At 72.3% G+C, this 16,603-nt stretch carries 14 protein-coding genes; 4 read left to right on the top strand and 10 right to left on the bottom strand.

What is annotated here, in order from left to right:
- Positions 1-62 precede the first annotated feature (62 nt).
- From ACK8GG_RS09785 to ACK8GG_RS09775, 3 genes are read right to left on the bottom strand one after another with little or no spacing between them, the layout of a single operon-like run.
- Complete coding sequence (locus tag ACK8GG_RS09785; protein ID WP_440349904.1) at positions 63-1,022, bottom strand: VWA domain-containing protein; 960 nt, start codon at positions 1,020-1,022, stop codon at positions 63-65.
- Entirely contained in the window at positions 1,019-2,125 is a 1,107-nt protein-coding gene (locus ACK8GG_RS09780) for a DUF58 domain-containing protein (protein WP_440353419.1), read from the bottom strand. The genes ACK8GG_RS09785 and ACK8GG_RS09780 overlap by 4 nt, the downstream gene beginning before the upstream one ends.
- On the bottom strand, positions 2,125-3,168 hold the full coding sequence (locus tag ACK8GG_RS09775) for an AAA family ATPase (RefSeq protein WP_440349902.1): 1,044 nt from the start codon (positions 3,166-3,168) through the stop codon (positions 2,125-2,127). The genes ACK8GG_RS09780 and ACK8GG_RS09775 overlap by 1 nt, the downstream gene beginning before the upstream one ends.
- Before the next feature lie 93 nt (positions 3,169-3,261).
- Here ACK8GG_RS09775 and ACK8GG_RS09770 point away from each other — a divergent pair, with 93 nt between their 5' ends.
- Positions 3,262-4,254 carry an endonuclease/exonuclease/phosphatase family protein gene (locus tag ACK8GG_RS09770; protein ID WP_440350300.1) on the top strand — a complete coding sequence of 331 codons (993 nt, stop codon included), beginning with the start codon at positions 3,262-3,264 and terminating at the stop codon, positions 4,252-4,254.
- A gap of 107 nt (positions 4,255-4,361) precedes the next feature.
- On the opposite strand, the gene cimA is transcribed toward ACK8GG_RS09770, so the two are convergent.
- Positions 4,362-5,945 (bottom strand): citramalate synthase, encoded by a 1,584-nt coding sequence (gene cimA / locus ACK8GG_RS09765; RefSeq protein WP_440349901.1) that lies wholly within the window; start codon positions 5,943-5,945, stop codon positions 4,362-4,364.
- Positions 5,946-6,318: 373 nt separating this feature from the next.
- Between cimA and ACK8GG_RS09760 the strand changes: the two genes are divergently transcribed.
- Complete coding sequence (locus ACK8GG_RS09760; protein ID WP_440349900.1) at positions 6,319-6,780, top strand: PRC-barrel domain-containing protein; 462 nt, start codon at positions 6,319-6,321, stop codon at positions 6,778-6,780.
- 123 nt (positions 6,781-6,903) lie between these two features.
- Here ACK8GG_RS09760 and ACK8GG_RS09755 read toward each other — a convergent pair whose 3' ends face one another.
- Positions 6,904-8,001: a branched-chain amino acid aminotransferase gene (locus ACK8GG_RS09755; RefSeq protein ID WP_440349899.1), complete on the bottom strand. Its 1,098-nt coding sequence runs from the start codon at positions 7,999-8,001 to the stop codon at positions 6,904-6,906.
- A 236-nt stretch (positions 8,002-8,237) separates the two neighbouring features.
- Positions 8,238-9,269: a 3-isopropylmalate dehydrogenase gene (locus tag ACK8GG_RS09750; protein ID WP_440350299.1), complete on the bottom strand. Its 1,032-nt coding sequence runs from the start codon at positions 9,267-9,269 to the stop codon at positions 8,238-8,240.
- Between the two features lie 230 nt (positions 9,270-9,499).
- Here ACK8GG_RS09750 and ACK8GG_RS09745 point away from each other — a divergent pair, with 230 nt between their 5' ends.
- Together ACK8GG_RS09745 and ACK8GG_RS09740 are read left to right on the top strand one after the other, a co-directional pair.
- Positions 9,500-10,330 (top strand): FAD:protein FMN transferase, encoded by an 831-nt coding sequence (locus ACK8GG_RS09745; protein ID WP_440349898.1) that lies wholly within the window; start codon positions 9,500-9,502, stop codon positions 10,328-10,330.
- Positions 10,331-10,652: 322 nt separating this feature from the next.
- Positions 10,653-11,009 carry a hypothetical protein gene (locus tag ACK8GG_RS09740; protein ID WP_440356128.1) on the top strand — a complete coding sequence of 119 codons (357 nt, stop codon included), beginning with the start codon at positions 10,653-10,655 and terminating at the stop codon, positions 11,007-11,009.
- A 101-nt stretch (positions 11,010-11,110) separates the two neighbouring features.
- Here ACK8GG_RS09740 and serA read toward each other — a convergent pair whose 3' ends face one another.
- The 4 genes from serA to ACK8GG_RS09720 form a co-directional block, all read right to left on the bottom strand.
- A complete protein-coding gene (serA, locus tag ACK8GG_RS09735; RefSeq protein ID WP_440349896.1) occupies positions 11,111-12,709 on the bottom strand; it encodes a phosphoglycerate dehydrogenase in 1,599 nt (532 codons plus the stop codon).
- Between the two features lie 377 nt (positions 12,710-13,086).
- Entirely contained in the window at positions 13,087-14,100 is a 1,014-nt protein-coding gene (gene ilvC / locus ACK8GG_RS09730) for a ketol-acid reductoisomerase (RefSeq protein ID WP_440356127.1), read from the bottom strand.
- Positions 14,101-14,159: 59 nt separating this feature from the next.
- The gene (ilvN, locus tag ACK8GG_RS09725) at positions 14,160-14,669 is read right to left on the bottom strand and encodes an acetolactate synthase small subunit (protein WP_440350298.1); all 510 of its coding nucleotides are present in this window, start codon (positions 14,667-14,669) and stop codon (positions 14,160-14,162) included.
- A 13-nt stretch (positions 14,670-14,682) separates the two neighbouring features.
- The gene (locus tag ACK8GG_RS09720; RefSeq protein ID WP_440349894.1) at positions 14,683-16,542 is read right to left on the bottom strand and encodes an acetolactate synthase large subunit; all 1,860 of its coding nucleotides are present in this window, start codon (positions 16,540-16,542) and stop codon (positions 14,683-14,685) included.
- Positions 16,543-16,603: the final 61 nt, after the last annotated feature.

Here is a 16,603-nt window from a genome sequence, read left to right as displayed (position 1 = left end):
TCGGTTCACGATCAGGCTCGGGTGACGAACAAGCTCGCCTCGCGGTCAGGCCCGGATCACGATCAGGGCAGGCGGGAGAACCACCGCAGAGACCCGAAGGCGGCACCCATCGCCAGCAACAGGCCCAGGCCGATGAAACGCGCCGAGATGTCCTGCCGCTCGGTGCGGTAGCCCACCGAGGTGCCGATGTCCTCGTAGACCTCCTTGAGCTCGTCACTGGAGGTCGCCTCGTGGTAGCCGCCCTTGGTCTGCTCGGCCACCGCCCGCAACGTATGCCCGTCCACCGGCACCTGAATCGCCCGGCCGCCGCGGGCCACCGACCCGGTCAGGGTGCCGAAGGAGATGGCGTGCACGGGAACCTCGGCCCCCACCGCGTCCGCCGCGGCGTCGATCGGATCCCGGCCCGAGGTGTTCGCCCCGTCGGAGAGCAGGATGATCCGCGCCGGCGGGGTGTCGTTGGCGGCCGCGGTGTCCAGGCCGCGGATCGCCTCCAGCGAGGTGGCGATCGCCTCCCCGATGGCGGTGCCCTGCACCCCGGTGCTCCCCTCGGCGAGCCGGTTGATGCCGTTGCGCAGCGCCGAACGGTCGGTGCTCGGCGGCACGAAGACCGCCGCGCTGCCGGCGAACGCCACCAGTCCGACGTTGAACTCCTTCGGCAGCCGCCCGGCGAACTTCCCCGCCGCCGCCTTGGCCGCCGTCAGCCGGTCGGGGTCGACGTCGTCGGCGAGCATCGAGGTGGAGACGTCCACCGCCAGCATCACGGTCGCCCGCTCGCGGGGCACCTCCACCTCCGCGCTGGGGCGGGCGAACCCCACCACCAGCAGCGCCAGCATCGCCAGGAAGAACGCCGCCGGCGCGTGCCGCCGCCAGCCCGGCCGGTCCGGCGCCACCCGGTCCAGCAACCGCAGGTTCGTGAAGCGCACCGCGTACCGGCTGCGCCGGCGCTGCATGACCAGGTACGCCACGACGACCCCGGCCACGCCCAGCAGCAGCAACAACCGCAGCGGGGATTCGAAGCTCATGCCGCAGCACCTCCTGGGGAGCGGGCGTACGAGGCGAGCGCCAGCCGCCGCTGCGCGTGCACGTGCCGGACGATGTCGGTGGTGAAGTCCCGGTCGGTACGCAGCGCCAGGTGGGCAGCGCCGCAGCGGCGCAGCGCCTCGGTGAGCCGTACGCGTTGCGCGGCGGCGGCGTCGGCGAAGTGCCGGCGCAGCCGCGGGTTGCCCGTGTCGACCTCACGGCGCCGGCCGGTCTCCGGGTCGACCATCGTGATCACCCCGACGTCCGGCAGCTCCTGCTCCCGGGGATCGGTGACCTCGACGGCGAGCACCTGATGCCGGGCGGCGAGCCGGCGCAGCGGCCGCTCCCAGGCCGGCGGGGCGTTCTCGTCGGTCCCGAAGCCGTCGAGGAAGTCCGAGACGACCACCACCAGCCCGCGCCGGGTGGCGAGCCCACCCATCGCCGCGCAGCCCTCGGGCAGCCCGGCGGCGGGTGCGGCAACCGCGGCGGGGCGCCCCCGGCGGGCGGCCGGCCGGGCCGCGTCCACCGCGTGCGGCGCGGTCAGCAGACCGCGCAGCAGGGCGAGCAGGTGGTGGCGACCACCACGGGCCGGCAGCCGGCGCATCCCGTCACCGCGGAGCACGAGTGCACCGAGCCGGTTGCCGCCGCCGGCGGTGAGGAAGCCGACCGCGGCGACCGCGGCGACGGCGAGTTCGCGCTTCTCCAGATCCGCGGTGCCGAAGTCCATGCTGGCGGTCCCGTCGACCAGCACCCAGGTGCTCAGTTCCCGGTCCGCGTCGGTCTCGCGGACGTGCGGTACACCGGTGCGGGCGGTGACCGCCCAGTCCATCCGCCGTACCTCGTCCTCGCCCGCCCGGTACTCGCGGCTGCCGGCGATCTCGCTGCCCGAGCCGGGCAGCAGGCCCCGGTGGTCGCCGTGGAGCAGTCCGTTGAGGCGGCGGGTGACCGCCAGCTCCAGCCGGCGCAGCCGGTCGTCCGGCAGCAGTGCGCCGAGCCCGGGCGCCGAGGCGGCACCGGGCCGCGGGGCCGCTGCCGGCCGGGACGCCGAAGGCGGTGCCGTCGGCCGGGAGGCGGGCCGCGCCGGGGCGGTCAGCCCTGCCGCCATCAGCTCGTCACCATGCTGCGCAGCGGCTCGTCGCGGCCGGGTGCGATCCGCGGTGGCGTCACCGCCGCCACCAGCCGCCGCACGATCCACTCCGGCGTCACCCCGTCGGCGACCGCATCAAAGGAGAGCACCAGGCGGTGGGAGAGCACGTCGACGGCGAGGTCCCGTACGTCCTCGGGCAGCACGTAGTCCCGGCCGCGCAGCAGCGCGTGGGCCCGGGCCGCGGCGACCAGACCGAGGGTGGCCCGGGGGCTGGCACCGTAGGCGAGCAGCGGCGCGATCTCCGGCAGGCCGAACCGGGCCGGGTCGCGGGTGGCGAGGATCAGCCGTACGACGTACTCGGCGAGGGCGTGGTGCACGAAGATCCGGCTGGCCCGGGCCCGTAGCGCCAACAGCCGCTGCGGGTCCAGCACCGGGCGGGCGCTGGGCCGGTCGGTGCTCATCCGGTAGAGGATCGCGAGCTCGTCGGCGTCGGTGGGGTAGCCGACCGTCACCTTCATCAGGAACCGGTCACGCTGCGCCTCCGGGAGCTGGTAGACCCCCTCGGACTCGATCGGGTTCTGGGTCGCCAGCACCAGGAAGGGCGTGGGCACCGGATAGCTGCGCCCGCCGATGGAGACCTGCCGTTCGGCCATCGCCTCCAGCAGCGCCGACTGCACCTTCGCCGGCGCCCGGTTGATCTCGTCGGCGAGCACCAGGTTCGCCATGATCGGGCCGAGTTCGGTGTCGAAGGTCTCCGACGACGCCCGGTAGATGCGGGTGCCGACGATGTCGGAGGGGACCAGGTCGGGGGTGAACTGGATGCGCGAGAAGCTGCCGCCCACCGCCGTGGCCAGAGTCTGCGCCGCCAGGGTCTTGGCCACCCCCGGTACGCCCTCCAGCAGGCAGTGCCCGTCGGCGATCAGCGCGACCAGGAGCCGTTCGACGAGCAGGTCCTGCCCGACGATGACCCGTTTGACCTCGAAAAGCGCCTGTTCCAACTCCGGCGCGCTCTCCCCCGCGATGCTGGGGGCGGCAGCCGGGCTGTCCGAGATGTCCGTCACGCCGGGCGCATCCCCGGCGCACGGTGCAGCAAACCTCCTTCTCGCAGCGGGTCGGCATGCGGCCGCGGCGCGACCTAGGCTGGAACAGTGATCATCGACGCTCCCGCAGCCACACCTCGCCGCCGGCAACGCCGGGTGACCACCGTCCTGACCTGGACAGCGGCGAGCGCCACGCTGGTCTGGGCGGTGATCCGGCTCACCGGCATCGACGCCGGGCCGCTGGTGCAGCTGCTGGCCTTCACCCCGTACGTCGCGGCGGTGTCGCTGCTGCCGCTGCTCGCGGCCCTCGCCCTACGGCGCCGGGGCCCCGCCGGCGTGGCGCTGCTGGCGAGCCTCCTGCTGATCGCGACGGTCGCCCCCCGCGCGCTGCCCGCCGGGCAGCCCGCCACCGACGGCCCCACCCTGACCGTGCTCACCGCCAACCTCTGCCTCGGCGAGGCCGACCCGGCCGCCCTGGTCACGCTCGTACGCGACAACAACGTGGACGTGCTGGCGCTGCAGGAGTTCACCCCCGACGCGCAGGCCGGACTGGAACGCGCCGGGCTGACCGGGCAGCTGCCGTACCTCCACACGATCGCCGAGGTCGGCAGCACCGGCTCGGCGCTCTACTCCCGTTACCCGCTGGACGACACCGGGCTGCGGCGCAACGCCGGGGGCTTCGGGTTCGCGCAGGCGTACGCGACGGTGACCGTCCCCGGCGGGCCGTCGGTGCTGGTCGAGTCGGTCCACCCGGCCGCACCGTGGGCGCCGCGCGAGAACGGGGCCTGGCGCGACGACCTCGCCGCCCAGCCGCCGGCCACCCCGCAGGGCCCGCTGCGGGTGCTGGCCGGCGACTTCAACGCCACCCTCGACCACGCGCCGCTGCGGCGGCTCATCGCCACCGGCTACGCCGACGCCGCCGCCGCGACCGGACGCGGACTGACCGGCACCTGGGGGCCGTACGACGGCGACCCGATCCCGCCGGTGACGATCGACCACGTGCTGGCAGACCGGCGCATCGCGGTCCGGTCGGCCTCGGTGCACCCGTTGCCCGGCGGCGACCACCGCGCGGTCCTCGCCGTGCTGCGCCTGCCATCCGCCGGCTGACCTACCGGCGGCCGGCCGTGGGACTGCTCGCAAGCAGTCCCACGGCCATCCGGGTAGCTTCAGGCAAGCGGTCCGGCGGGCGGCGGTTCCGGGCCGGCCGGGGCAGGTCAGCGCGGTGTGCGGGCCAGGCCGTAGGTGAGCGAGTCGACCAGGGCCTGCCAGCTCGCCTCGACGACGTTGCGGTCGACCCCGACCGTCGTCCACTCCCGGCCCGCGCCGTCGACGGTCTCCACCAGCACCCGGGTGGTGGCGCCGGTGCCGTGGGTGCCGGCCAGGATGCGCACCTTGTAGTCGGCCAGTTCGAAGTCGCGCAGCTGCGGATAGTGCCGCAGCAGCGCCGACCGCAGCGCCTCGTCGAGGGCATTCACCGGGCCGTTGCCCTCCCCGGTGGCGATCACCCGCTCGTCGCCGACCCAGACCTTCACCGTCGCCTCGGAGACGATCCGGCCGTCCTCCCGGTGCTCGACCAGCACCCGGTACGACTCCAGCGTGAAGGGCCGTACCGGTGCCTGTTCCGGCAGCTCGGCGCGGACCAGCAGCTCGAACGAGGCGTCCGCCGCCTCGAACGACCAGCCCTGCGCCTCCAGCTCCTTGACCCGGCGGGTCACCTGCGACAGCGCCTCGGGGTGGCCGGCCAGGTCGATCCCCAGCTCGCGGCTCTTGAGCTCGATGCTGGCCCGGCCGGCCATCTCCGTGACCAGGATCCGCATGTCGTTGCCGACCACCTGCGGGTCGACGTGGTTGTAGAGCAGCGGATCCACTTTGATCGCGCTCGCGTGCAGCCCCGCCTTGTGGGCGAAGGCCGCGGCCCCGGCATATGCCTGGTGGGTGTCGGGGGCGATGTTGGCGATCTCGGCGATGGCGTGCGAGACGCGCACCATCTGCTCCAGGCAGCCCTCCGGTAGGACCGGCAGCCCGAGCTTGAGTTGCAGGTTGGCGACCACGGCGAAGATGTCGGCGTTGCCGGGCCGCTCGCCGTAGCCGTTCGCGGTGCCCTGGAAGTGCCCGACGCCGGCCTCCACGGCGGCGATGGTGTTGGCAACCGCGCAGGAGGTGTCGTTCTGGCAATGGATGCCGAGCAGGTCGGCGCCGATGCCGGCCCGTGCGGTCAGCTCGGCGATCGCCGACCCGATCTGGGAGGGGAGCATGCCGCCGTTGGTGTCGCAGAGCACCACCCGCTCGGCGCCGGCGTCGAGCGCGGTCCGCACCACCGAGGCCGCGTACGCCGGGTCGAAGCGGAAGCCGTCGAAGAAGTGCTCGCAGTCGAGGAAGACCCGCCGTCCCCGCGCGACGAAGTACGCGACGGTGTCGGCGACCATCGCCAGGTTCTCCGCCGGCGTGGTGCGCAGCGCGCGTTCGACGTGGCGCAGGTCGGACTTGGCGACCAGGCAGACCGCCTCGGTCTCGGCGTCGAGCAGCGCCTGGACCTGCGGGTCGTCGGCGACGGCGACGCCGGGCTTGCGGGTGGCGCCGAAGGCGACGAGCACGGCGTGGCGCAGCTTCAGGTCGGTGCGGGCCCGGCGGAAGAACTCGGTGTCCTTGGGCATCGCGCCCGGCCAGCCGCCCTCGATGAAGCCGACGCCGAAGTCGTCGAGCAGCCGGGCGACGGCGAGCTTGTCGCCGACGGAGTAGCTGATCCCCTCGCGCTGCGCACCGTCACGCAGAGTGGTGTCGTAGACCTGGAAGTTCATCGTGGTTCCTTTCGAGAGCAACAAAAAACCTCCCGGCGGATGCGGGAGGTCTGCGCGCTCGGCGGAGGGGAGGCCGGCGCGCTAACTGAGAATAATGAGGTGGAGCGAGGTCATGCCCTGCACTCTGCCACGCCCGGGCCGGACGTGTGGCCCCGGTCCAGATTCCGGGAAACACTGCCCACCGCCGACCCTCGCAAGCGGTCTAGCGGGGCAAACGCTCGCTCCTCGGCCGGCTCCGGCGGGGACGTGAGCGCCGTGGACGCCGTCCGGATCAGGATCTGGATGATTGGTGACGCGGGGGGCGGGGTAGGAATCGCCGGGACAGAGGAACCATCCCCGAGCGACTTGACGGTCGAGAAGAGGAGTGACAGCCATGACTGGGCTCGATCCTCGAACGACGCACGCCGACACCGCGCCGATCACGCACGGTGAGGGAACCATCCCCGGCGGGAAGCCCGCGGGAAGCACCTTCGACCCGTGGCGCTACCGGGATGACTCGGTGGTCAACGGTCCCGACCTCGTCGGTTACAAGGTCGAGGCCGCCGACGGCAGCATCGGCAAGATCGATGCCGCCGGCCACGAGGTGGACGCCGGTTACCTGGTGATCGACACCGGGCCGTGGATCTTCGGCAAGAAGGTCATGCTCCCGGCCGGCGTGGTCAACCGCGTCGACCACGACGAGCAGAAGGTCCACGTGGACCGCACGAAGGACCAGATCAAGGCCGCCCCCGAGTACGACGAGGTCAGCCACACCGACCCGGCGTACCGCGACAAGCTGGGCGGCTACTACGACAACACCTACTCGGCCATGCCCTCGGATCCGCCGCTGCGGTAAGGCCTGACGCACCACCACAGCACGAGAGGCCGGCGGGGACGATGTCCCCGCCGGCCGCTTCACGCCTGTGTCGAGGTGCGGGCGACGACGGCGTCGCCGGAGGCCGGGCCGGCGAGGCCGCGCTCAGAGCACCCGGCGCACCCAGCCGTACGGGTCGTCGGCCTTGCCGCGCTGGATGCCGACCAGCCGCTCGCCGAGCTTCGTCGAGATCGGACCCGGCTCGCTGTCGGCGATGGTGAACTCGCCCTCGGGGTGGCGGATGGTGCCGATCGGGGTGATCACCGCGGCGGTGCCGCAGGCGAAGACCTCGCGCAGCCGGCCGGAGGCCGCGTCGGCCTGCCACTGGTCGAAGCTGATCGGCTCCTCGCGCACCTCGTGCCCGGCGTCGGCCGCCAGCCGCAGCACCGACTCGCGGGTGATGCCGGGCAGGATGGTGCCGGTCAGCGGCGGGGTGGCGATGCTGCCGTCGTCGTAGACGAAGAAGACGTTCATCCCGCCGAGCTCGTCGACGTAGCGGCGCTCCACCGCGTCGAGGAAGACGACCTGGTCGCAGCCGTGCTCGGCCGCCTCCGCCTGGGCGATCAGCGACGCGGCGTAGTTGCCGCCGCACTTCGCCGCGCCGGTGCCGCCGGGCGCGGCACGGGTGTAGGTCGGCGACACCCAGACGGTGACCGGCCGGACCCCGCCGGAGAAGTACGAACCGACCGGGGAGGCGATCACGACGTAGAGGTACTCCGTCGACGGCCGCACACCCAGGAAGACCTCGTTGGCGAACATGAACGGCCGCAGGTAGAGGCTGGCGCCGTCGGCGCTGGGGATCCACTCCCGGTCGATGGTGACCAGGTGCCGCAGCGAGTCGAGGAAGACCTGCTCGGGCAGGGCCGGCATCGCCATCCGCGCCGCCGAGTCGTTGAAGCGCGCCGCGTTCGCCTCCGGCCGGAACATCGTCACCCCGCCGTCGGCGGCGTGGTACGCCTTGAGCCCCTCGAAGATCTCCTGCGCGTAGTGCAGCACGGCGGTGGCCGGGTCCATCGGGATCGGCGCGCGCGCCTCGACCCGGGCGTCGTACCAGCCCTTGCCCTCGCTGTAGCGGATGGTGACCATGTGGTCGGTGAAGACCCGGCCGAAGCCGGGGTTGGCCATCAGCGCGGCCCGGTCCGCGGCGGATACCGGCGCAGTCGTCGGACGGATCTCGAAATCGAGCTGGTCACCACCGCTCATCGCGCTGACCTCCATGTGGCGGAACGGACGCACACGTGGGACACGTGTACGCAACAAGTGTCTGAGAACTTACCCCGAACGTTCGTTAAAGGGGATCGGGCACCGGATCGGTCTCACGGTGCGCCGGTGCCCTCCTGCTTCCCGTCGGGGCCGCAGCGAAGTCGGGGGTGCCGCCGGGCGGCCGGGGTCACCGGCCGCGCCGGGCGCGGGACGTACGGGTGAACCGGGGTTGCGGTTCAGGCGACCGCGAGGGTCGCGAGCCGGTCGCCGACCTCGACGGTACGCAGCGGCGCGCCGGGCTTGCGGGCGGCCAGCTCCTCGCCGACCGCCTTGGCTACCCGGGCCGCGGCCTCGTGGTGGCCGAGGTGGTCCAGGAGCAGACCGGCGGAGAGCACGGCGGCGGCCGGGTCGGCGATGCCCTTGCCGGCGATGTCCGGCGCGGAGCCGTGCACCGGCTCGAACATCGACGGGTAGCGGCCCTCGGGGTTGATGCAGCCGCTGGCGGCCAGGCCGATGCCACCGGTCACCGCGGCGGCGATGTCGGTGAGGATGTCGCCGAAGAGGTTGTCGGTGACGACCACGTCGTAGCGCTGCGGCTGGGTCACCAGGAACATGGCGGCGGCGTCGACGTGCTGGTACTCGGTGGTGATGTCCGGAAACTCGGCGGCGACCTCGGCGAAGGTGCGGGTCCAGAGCGAGCCGGCGTGGGTCAGGACGTTGGCCTTGTGGACCAGCGTGACCTTGCGGCGCTCCCGGCGCTGGGCGCGGGCGAAGGCGTCCCGCACGACCCGCTCCACTCCGTGGCGGGTGTTGAGGCTCTCCTCGGTGGCGACCTCGGCGGGGGTGTCGCGGTGCAGGGTGCCGCCGGCGCCGGCGTAGAGCCCTTCGGTGCCCTCGCGGACCACCAGCAGGTCGATCTCACCGGGCTTGACGTTCGCCAGCGGGGTGGTGGTGCCCGGCCAGAGCTTCGACGGGCGCAGGTTGACGTACTGGTCGAAGGCGAAGCGGAGCTTGAGCAGCAGGCCGCGCTCGAGCACACCCGGCGGCACGCTCGGGTCGCCGACCGCGCCGAGCAGGATGGCGTCGTAGCCGGCCAGCTCGGTCAGGACGCTGTCGGGGAGCACCTCGCCGGTGCGGTTGTAGCGCGCCGCGCCCAGGTCGTACTCGGTCGCCTCGACGCCCGGCAGGACCGCGTCGATCACCTTGCGGGCCTGGTCGATCACCTCGGACCCGATACCGTCTCCGGCCACCACCGCGATCCGCGCCACCGACACCTCGAACCCCTCACTACCTCGCTGTTGAAGCTAAACCGTACGCCTAGTCCCGGCTCGCGGTACAACCCTTCCAGCATGTGGAAGATCGCCATCATCAGCTTCTTCTCAGTCAATCTCCACTTCCCGGTCATCTGGGTTCCCTATCGTCAACCCCCTGATGCCCGGCGCCGTTCCAGGCCGCCACAGCAGAAAGCCGGAGACCGATCGGAAGGAGCCCGGCAGCGATGTACGACCTGCGACGCCACGAGCACCCGGCGACACACCGGGCCAAGCCCGACCTCTCCCTCGGGCACGGTGCCGACAAGGCTCCGGAGCATCTCGGACGCCACCACGACCGCCGCGTGGTCCAGCACAGCGTGCGCACCACGCTGGGCACGTACGTCCTGCTGCTGCACACCCCGGCGTACCTCGGCCCGCGGCCGGTCGTCGACGCGCTACGCGAGGCGGTCGCCGAACTGCGCGCCATCGACCTCACCTACGGCCCCGGCGAGCCGCGCAGCCTGGTGGCACGACTGCGCCGGGACGAGATCAGCGCCGACTCGTACCCACCGCTGGCCGACCTGGTCGACCGGTGCGCCGCGATGCGGGCGGCCACCGACGGCTGGTTCGACGCCTGGGCGGTACCCGGCGGCTTCGACCCGAGCGGGCTGCTGGTGGGCTGGGCCGCCGAACGCGCCGCCGACCGGCTGCGCGAGGCGGGGGTGCACGACTACGCGGTCCGCGCCGGCGCCGACCTGACCGTCGCGGGCCGGTCGCCGCGGGGCGGCCCGTGGCGGATCGCCGTCCACGACCCGGCCGGCGCGCGACGCCACCCCCTGCTGCTGGAACTGACCTCGGGCGCGATCGGCACCTCCGGCGTCAGCGGCCGGCGCGACCACGTCTACGACCCGCACACCGGTCAGCCGGCCCGCGAGATGGCGGCCACCACCGTGCTCGGCCCGAACCTCGCCGTCGCCGACGCGTACGCCACGGCGCTCTTCGCCGCGGGCCCGGCGGGTCTCGACTGGTTCCCCACCGCCGACGGCTACCAGGCGTTGGTCACGACCCGGCGCTGAACGCCCCCAGATGCCGCCGTCGACATCGGAGAGTCGGGTGTGGAACTCCGGATCGGCCTCCACAGCCGCGGCAACGACCGTGGAGACCGCCGGGGCGGGTGCGCGTGGCTCGCGCACGCGATGGCACGCGGCCCCGGCGCCACCGGTCGGGGCCCGCCACCCGAAGACGGGTCGACACCGGGCAAACCGGGTAACCGCAACGCCACGCTAGTCAATTACGAACGGCTCCCGCAAGAGCCTCCACAGAGGAGTGCAACGCCGCCACCGGCGGCGATGCGGGGTAGCTACCGGCGGGCGTGACCGGGATGGCACCCTGTGCAGCGTGAGTTTCGATCTGATCGTCTGGGCGCTGCCCCCACAGGCCTCCACCGCGCAGGTCCGGCAGGCGCAGCAACGGTGCCACCAGGGTGAGCATGTCCAGAGTGGACCGATGCCGGGAATCGTAGCCTTCTACCGGGCCATCACCGCGAGCTACCCGGATCAGTCACCCCGGGCGGAGAGCCCCTGGGAGGTGACACCCCTGCACTGCGGCCCGGACCACATCGAGATGAGGATGCGCGAGGACTGCCCCGACCAGGTGCTGCTCGACATCGAGCGGCTCGCGGCCGAGCACGGCCTGCACCTGCTCGACCCGCAGGACGGCACCGTGTACCCGCCACCGGTCACCGTCGCCGGCTGAGCGGCCCCCCGCCGCCTGCGGCAACCTGCGCCCCTCACCCCACCTCGGACAGCAGTGAGGGCCCGGCCGATCCCGGCCGGGCCCTCACCTTCGCGTGCCTCTTACTCGTCGCGCAGGTCGGCGGTGCTGGCGAGCACGGCGCCGATCGACCCGGCGGCGGCGGTCAGCAGCTCCGCGTCGACGGCGGAGTCGACGGTCAGCGTCATCAGCGTCTCGCCGCCGGCCTCGCGGCGGGCCACCTGCATCGCGCCGATGTTGACGCCCGCCTCGCCGAGGATGGTGCCGACGGTGCCGACGACACCCGGCCGGTCGGCGTAACGCAGGAAGATCAGGATGCCCTCGGCCCCGATCTCCACGTCGAAGCCGTCGACCTCGGTGAGCTTGAGGACGTCCCGCGCACCGGCGGTGACGACCGTGCCGGAAACGCTGACCGTACGGCCGTCGGCCATCGCGCCGCGCACCGTGACCAGGTTCGGGTGGTCGACGGTCTCGGTCTGCGTGGTCAGCTCCACCTCGACACCGCGGTCGGCGGCGACGTGCGGGGCGTTGACGTAGGTGACCTGCTCCTCGACGACCGCGCTGAACAGGCCCTTGGTCGCGGCGAGCTTCAGCACCGACACGTCGTGGGCGACGATCTCGCCCCGGACCTCGATGGTGACGCTGGCGGCCACCCCGCCGGCGACGGCGGTGAAGGCCCGGCCGAGCTTCTCGGCCAGCGGCAGCAGCGGGCGTACGTCCTCGGCGACGACGCCGCCGGCCTGCACGTTGACCGCGTCCGGCACGAACTCGCCCTGCAGGGCGAGCTTCACGCTGCGGGCCACGGCCAGGCCGGCCTTGTCCTGCGCCTCGGCGGTGGAGGCACCCAGGTGCGGGGTGGCCACGACGTTGTCGAAGGCGAAGAGCGGCGAGGACGTGCAGGGCTCCTTGGCGTAGACGTCCACGCCGGCGCCGGCGACCCGGCCGGTGGCCAGGGCGTCGGCGAGCGCCTGCTCGTCGACGAGCCCACCGCGGGCGGCGTTGATGATTCGCACGCCCGGCTTGACGATCGCCAGCTCCTTCTCACCGATGAGCCCGACAGTCTCGGCGGTCTTCGGCAGGTGGATGGAGATGAAGTCGCTCTCGCGCAGCAGCTCCTCCAGCCCGACCAGGCGTACGCCCAGCTGGGCGGCGCGAGCCGGCTGAAGGTAGGGGTCGTACGCGATCAGCCGGGTGCCGAAGGCGGCGATGCGCTGCGCGAAGAGCACACCGATACGGCCGAGGCCGACCACTCCGACGGTCTTGCCCTGCAGTTCGACGCCGGTGTACTTCGACCGCTTCCACTCGCCGGCCTTGAGCGCGGCGCTGGCGCTGGCGGTGTTGCGGGCGACGGCCAGCAGCAGCGCGACGGCCTGCTCGGCGGCGGAGACGATGTTCGAGGTCGGCGCGTTGACGACCATGACGCCGCGGGCGGTGGCGGCGGGCACCTCGACGTTGTCCAGGCCGACACCGGCGCGGGCGACGACCTTCAGCCGCGGCGCGGCGGCGACGGCCTCGGCGTCGATCTGGGTGGCGCTGCGGACGATGACGGCGTCTGCCTCGGCGAGCGCGGCGAGCAGAGCCGGCCGGTCGGTGCCGTCGACGTGACGCACGTCGAAGTCGTGGGCGAGCACCTCGATGGCGGCGGGTGCGAGTTCTTCGGCGATCAGTACGACAGGAGTCATTGTTCCTCTGGGTGTCGTCATGGCGATGGTGCGGCGACGGGGCGGCACTTCGCGCCCTGGCGCTTGACCTGTCCTGGCCGTGGGGTGCCGGCAGCACCTACGGCGATCGTAGGGGTCGGGCCACCGGGAACGGCCCACGGATCGAGGTGAGTGCCCTCACAGGAGGCTCCTGCGGGGCCTGTCCGGCCGGGTTCCACGCTCGGCCCGGGTGCGGCGTAGTGATCTCTGACAACGACGCACGCAACAGCGAGCAAGGCCACATGTGGCACGGGGTTCAACCGCACGGGCCGGTGTGCCACCCGCCGGTGCGGACAGTGACGGCCCGTGTGCCACGCGCCGGGGAGGACGCGGGGCGCACGGGCCGTGGTCGGCACTGCTCAGGCGGTCTCGGTGATGGGCCGGTCCACCCAGCTCATCATGTCCCGCAGCTTCTTGCCGGTCACCTCGATCGGGTGCGCCTCGCCCTCGGCCCGCAGCTTGGCGAAGTTCGGGCGGCCGGCCTCCTCCTCGGCGATCAGCTCACGGGTGAACTGACCCGACTGGATCTCGGCGAGGATCTTGCGCATCTCGTCCTTCACCGAGGCGTTGATCACGCGCGGCCCGCGGGTGAGGTCACCGAACTCGGCGGTGTCGGAGACGCTGTAGCGCATCCGGGCGATGCCGCCCTCGTACATCAGGTCGACGATCAGCTTGAGCTCGTGCAGGCACTCGAAGTACGCGATCTCCGGGGCGTAACCGGCCTCGGTGAGCACCTCGAAACCGGTCTGCACCAGCGCCGCGGCGCCGCCGCAGAGGACCGCCTGCTCGCCGAAGAGATCGGTCTCGGTCTCCTCCTTGAAGGTGGTCTTGATCGCGCCGGCCCGGGTGCCGCCGATCGCCTTGGCGTAGGACAGGGCCAGCGCGAAGGCGCTGCCGCTGGCGTCCTGCTCGACGGCGACGAGGCAGGGCACACCCTTGCCGTCGACGTACTGGCGGCGGACCAGGTGACCCGGGCCCTTCGGGGCGACCATCGCCACGTCCACATCGGCCGGCGGGGTGATCAGGCCGTAGCGGATGTTGAGGCCGTGGCCGAAGAAGAGCGCCTTGCCGGCGGTCAGGTTCGGCGCGATCGCCTCGTTGTAGAGGGTGCGCTGCACCGTGTCCGGCGCCAGGATCATGATCACGTCGGCCTCGGCGGCGGCGTCGGCCGGCGTCAGCACCCGCAGACCCTGCTCCTCGGCCTTGGCCCGGCTCTTGGAACCCTCCGGCAGGCCGATGACGACCTCGACCCCGGAGTCGCGCAGCGACAGCGAGTGGGCGTGGCCCTGACTGCCGTAACCGATGACGGCGACCTTCTTGGCCTGGATCAGGCTCAGGTCGGCGTCGTCGTCGTAGAACACCTCAACGCTCATGAACTTCCCTTTCGTACAACGGCCCGGTGCGGCCCGTCGTGGTTGTGGCGGCGCGTGGTTCAGGCGGCCCGCAGCGCGGGACCGGCGGTGATGGACCGGGCGCCCCGGCCGATCGCGACCAGGCCCGACTGGACCATTTCCTTGATTCCGAACGGTTCGAGGTCGCGCAGCAGCGCGTCGAGCTTGTCCGGCGTACCGGTCGCCTCGAGCGTCAGCGTCTCAGGCCCGACGTCGACGACCCGGGCGCGGAACAGGGCGGCGGTCTCCATCACCTGGCTACGGGCGACGCGGTCGGCCCGCACCTTCACCAGCAGCAGCTCGCGGGCGACGGAGACTCCCGGATCCAGCTCGACGATCTTGAGCACGTTCACCAGCTTGTTCAGCTGCTTGGTGACCTGCTCCAGCGGGGAGGAGTCGGCGTTGACCACGATCGTGATCCGGGAGACGTCGGGGTTCTCCGTCTCACCGACCGCCAGCGAACTGATGTTGAAACCGCGCCGGGAGAAGAGCCCGGCGACGCGGGCGAGTACACCCGGCTTGTTCTCCACCAGCACGGAGAGCGTGTGCATGTTGTCGCTCATGTCAGATGTCATCCTCGTCGAAGGCCGGCCGGACGTCCCGGGCGAACATGATCTCGTCGTTGCTGGTGCCGGCGGCCACCATCGGCCAGACCATGGCGTCCTTGCCGACCACGAAGTCGATGACGACCGGAGTGTCGTTGATCTCCATCGCCTTCTTGATCGTGGCGTCCACATCCGCGGCGCTCTCGCAGCGCAGCCCCACGCAGCCCAGCGCCTCGGCCAGCTTCACGAAGTCCGGGATGCGGTGCTTGTGGGTGCCGAGCTCGGTGTTGGAGTAGCGCTCACCGTAGAAGAGGGTCTGCCACTGCCGCACCATGCCGAGGTTGCCGTTGTTGATCAGCGCGACCTTGATCGGGATGCCCTCCAGCGCGCAGGTGGCGAGCTCCTGGTTGGTCATCTGGAAGCAGCCGTCACCGTCGACGGCCCAGACGACCGCGTCCGGCCGGCCGACCTTGGCGCCCATCGCCGCCGGCACCGAGTAGCCCATCGTGCCCAGCCCGCCCGAGTTCAGCCAGGTCGCCGGCTTCTCGTACGAGATGAACTGCGCGGCCCACATCTGGTGCTGGCCGACGCCGGCGACGTAGACGGCGTCCGGTCCGGCGATCTCGCCCAGCCGCTTGATGACGTACTGCGGGGCGAGCGTGCCGTCGACCGGCTCGTCGTACCCGAGCGGGTATCGCTCGCGGACGTCGTCGAGGGTGGCCCACCAGTCGCTGCGGTCGGTCCGGTGCCCCTCGGCCTGCTCGGCGGTGACCGCCCCGATCAGCTCGTCGATGACGTGCCGGGCGTCGCCGACGATCGGCACGTCCGCGGCGCGGTTCTTGCCGATCTCGGCCGGGTCGATGTCGGCGTGCACGATCGTCGCGCCCGGCGCGAAGGAGTCCAGCCGGCCGGTCACCCGGTCGTCGAAGCGGGCGCCGAGGGCCACGATCAGGTCGGCCTTCTGCAGGCCATAGACGGCCGCGACGGTGCCGTGCATACCGGGCATGCCCAGGTGCTGCGGGTGCGAGTCGGGGAAGGCGCCGCGGGCCATCAGCGTGGTGACGACCGGGATGCCGCTCAGCTCGGCCAGTTTGCGCAGGCCGGTCGTCGCACCGGCCTTGAGCACGCCGCCGCCGACCAGCAGCACCGGACGCTTCGCGCTGGTCATCAGCCGCGCGGCCTCACGGATCTGCTTGCCGTGCGGGTGCAGCGTCGGGTGGTAGCCCGGCAGGTCCAGCACCGGCGGCCAGGAGAAGGTGGTCCGGGCCTGCAGGACGTCCTTGGGGATGTCGACCAGCACCGGCCCGGGGCGGCCGGTGGCCGCCAGGTGGAACGCCTCGGCGAGCACCCGCGGAATGTCCTCGGGGGTCTGCACCAGGAAGTTGTGCTTGGTGACCGGCAGGGTGATGCCCTGGATGTCGGCCTCCTGGAAGGCGTCCGTGCCGATCGAGGGGCGCGCCACCTGGCCGGTGATCGCCACCATCGGCACCGAGTCCATGTACGCGTCGGCGATCGGCGTCACCAGGTTCGTCGCGCCGGGGCCGGAGGTCGCGATGCAGACGCCGACCTTGCCGGTGGCCTGGGCGTACCCGGTGGCGGCGTGCCCGGCGCCCTGCTCGTGACGGACCAGGATGTGCCGCACCTTCGAGTCGTAGAGCGGGTCGTACGCCGGCAGGATCGCCCCGCCCGGAATGCCGAAGACGACCTCGACGTCGAGCGCCTCGAGGGAACGCACGAGCGAGCCGGCGCCGGAGATGGCGACCGGTTCTACCGAACGGCTGGCCGCGGCGGCACGGCCGGTCTCGGCATCGGTGGCGGGCTCGGCCGGCCGGGCGCGCCGGGCGACGTGGGCGAGGGTCTCGGGCGTTGGTCTCGTCATGACAGTTTCAGGCCTTCGGCTCGGTAGGGATTGCGTGTCCAAGCGGTTCGGCGGGCACCGC

The sequence above is a fragment of the Melissospora conviva genome, from assembly GCF_049523535.1.
Classification (GTDB): Bacteria; Actinomycetota; Actinomycetes; order Mycobacteriales; family Micromonosporaceae; genus Melissospora; species Melissospora conviva.
The sequence above is the reverse complement of the archived record's forward strand: the minus strand, read 5'-3'. Positions and strand labels throughout refer to the sequence as shown.